Source organism: Dyella sp. 01N36 (genome assembly GCF_056399745.1).
This window is the reverse complement of sequence record NZ_JBFTRY010000348.1, coordinates 1-1,755: the sequence shown is the minus strand read 5'-3', so window position 1 is coordinate 1,755 and position 1,755 is coordinate 1. Positions and strand designations below refer to the sequence as shown.

General features: G+C 65.9%; 2 protein-coding genes and 1 pseudogene. 1 reads left to right on the top strand and 2 read right to left on the bottom strand.

The genetic code is table 11. From position 1 onward, the window contains the following. Positions 1-575 (top strand): annotated as a pseudogene (locus tag AC1DMG_RS21970) (PepSY-associated TM helix domain-containing protein); the annotation flags it as partial. On the opposite strand, the gene AC1DMG_RS21965 reads toward AC1DMG_RS21970, so the two are convergent. Further along, a complete protein-coding gene (locus AC1DMG_RS21965) occupies positions 569-892 on the bottom strand; it encodes a DUF2384 domain-containing protein (RefSeq protein ID WP_441602365.1) in 324 nt (107 codons plus the stop codon). The pseudogene AC1DMG_RS21970 and the gene AC1DMG_RS21965 sit on opposite strands and share 7 nt — an antisense overlap. Positions 893-1,130: 238 nt before the next feature. Beyond that, positions 1,131-1,755, bottom strand: a 625-nt coding sequence (locus tag AC1DMG_RS21960; protein ID WP_477181132.1) for an aminotransferase-like domain-containing protein, incomplete at its 5' end; no start/stop codon positions are given.

The following is a 1,755-nucleotide window of genomic DNA, read 5'->3' as shown; positions in this document are numbered from 1 at the left end:
GCACGGTGCAATGGCTTTATTTCATCCTCGGCCTGGCCGGCGCGTTCCTGTTTTATTCGGGCAACCTGCTGTGGATCGAATCGCGCCGCAAGCGCCGGCATGCGGAGCAGCCGCGCAAGACGCTGGTGATGGCGCGCGCCACCGTGGGTGTGTGCATCGGCAGCTGCCTGGCCATCTCCGGTGCGTTCGTGGCGACCTGGATCGCGGTGCGCCTGGGCGTGGATGCCGGCCTGCCGCAGCGCGTGGCCTGCTACGGACTCTTCCTCGCCGCGTGTGCCTATGCCTGCCTGCGACCGGTGGCCAGGGCGATGATCGAATTGTTGTGGGTCACGGCGGCGCTCACCGCCGCGATGGCTATCGTGGACTTGGCAAGCAATGCCGCGGCCATGACGCAGGCGTGGTCGCCGCTCGGCTGGCGGGTGATCGGCGTCGATCTCACCGGCATCGCACTAGGCATCGCCTTCGCGCTGCTTGCACGCGCGGCAACGCGAAGGGCGCGCAGCGGCAACGCCAACAGCGTGTGGGCGATCAAGACGCCGAGCCCCGTCGCGGTCGGAACGGAACGCCCTCAGTAAGCCATCCGCACGGCGTTGATGCGTGCCGATACCGGTGCATCGCTCAGTAGCGCGATCTCGTCCCAGACGGTGTCTGCCTCGCCATCGGCGAGCAACTCGTAAGCGGTTCGTCCATCGAACGCATTCTGATGACGGCACATCCAGCGCACCGCGCGCTGGCGATCACCGAGGCTTTGCACCAGCATCGCGGCCAGCGTGTCGTGGCGCTGCTCGAGCATGCTGAAGGCGCGCTCCATCACGTCGTCACGCAACGTGTTGATCTGGGCTAACTCAGTGGCGACGTCCTGAAACCTGATCGTTATCTTGCGCATGCCCATACTCCCTCCCCCGCGCCGTCCGGTGATGTCGCCCTGGGCCGCCCCGCCCGCCTGGCGGGAAAGACAGCTGGACTCCTATCGCCCTTCCGTGAGCCCTGCCGTTCTCGCTGCATGGCGACCGTGCTGCCCCTGCTCACCATGCGACCCGATCATGCTGAAGCAAATGCTGAATTCGCGTGAATTCGCAGCGCCCATCGACTAATACTTTTGGGTAAAACCGAAAGGCCGGCAGTGCCCCTTAAGCACTAGCCAGTAAGGCAGCCAGTTGCTGCATGGAGGCGTGAATGTCCTGCACCGGCGTGTCGCCATAGCCAAACTGCAGACCTTGTTGCGCGCGCCGCCCGGCGTAGAAGCGACTGATGCCGTAGAGCGCGATGGAGGCGGTGCGGGCGCGGGAAATCACCGCTTCCTCACGCATGCCCTGGCGCAACCGCGCGACCAGGTGGATACCGGCCGCCGGCACGATCGGCTCCAACCATGCGGACAAGGGACCTCGCAGGTGTTCCAGCAGCGCGGCCCGGCGTTCGGCGTAGTGCTTGTGCACCCGACGCACATGCCGGCCGAACTCGCCGTCCAGCATGTAGCGGCCGAGCGCGGCCTGGGTCAGGCTGCAGCCGTGCCAGTCGTTGATCTGTCGGGCCTTGAGGAAATCGGCGGCCAGCGACGGCGGCGGCACCACATAGCCGGTGCGCAGTTCCGGAAAAATCGTCTTGGAGAACGTGCCGACATAGGCCACCACGCCGCTGCGATCGAGGCCCTTGAGCGATTCCAGCGGACGTCCTTCAAAGCGGAATTCGCCGTCGTAGTCGTCTTCCACAATCAGTGCGCCGCGGCGCGAGGCCCACTCCAGCAAGGCCACGCGC

Bases quoted from the DNA above. Each gene is read 5' to 3' on its own strand.
- AC1DMG_RS21965 (WP_441602365.1), bottom strand. From the start codon at position 892: ATGGGCATGCGCAAGATAACGATCAGGTTTCAGGACGTCGCCACTGAG.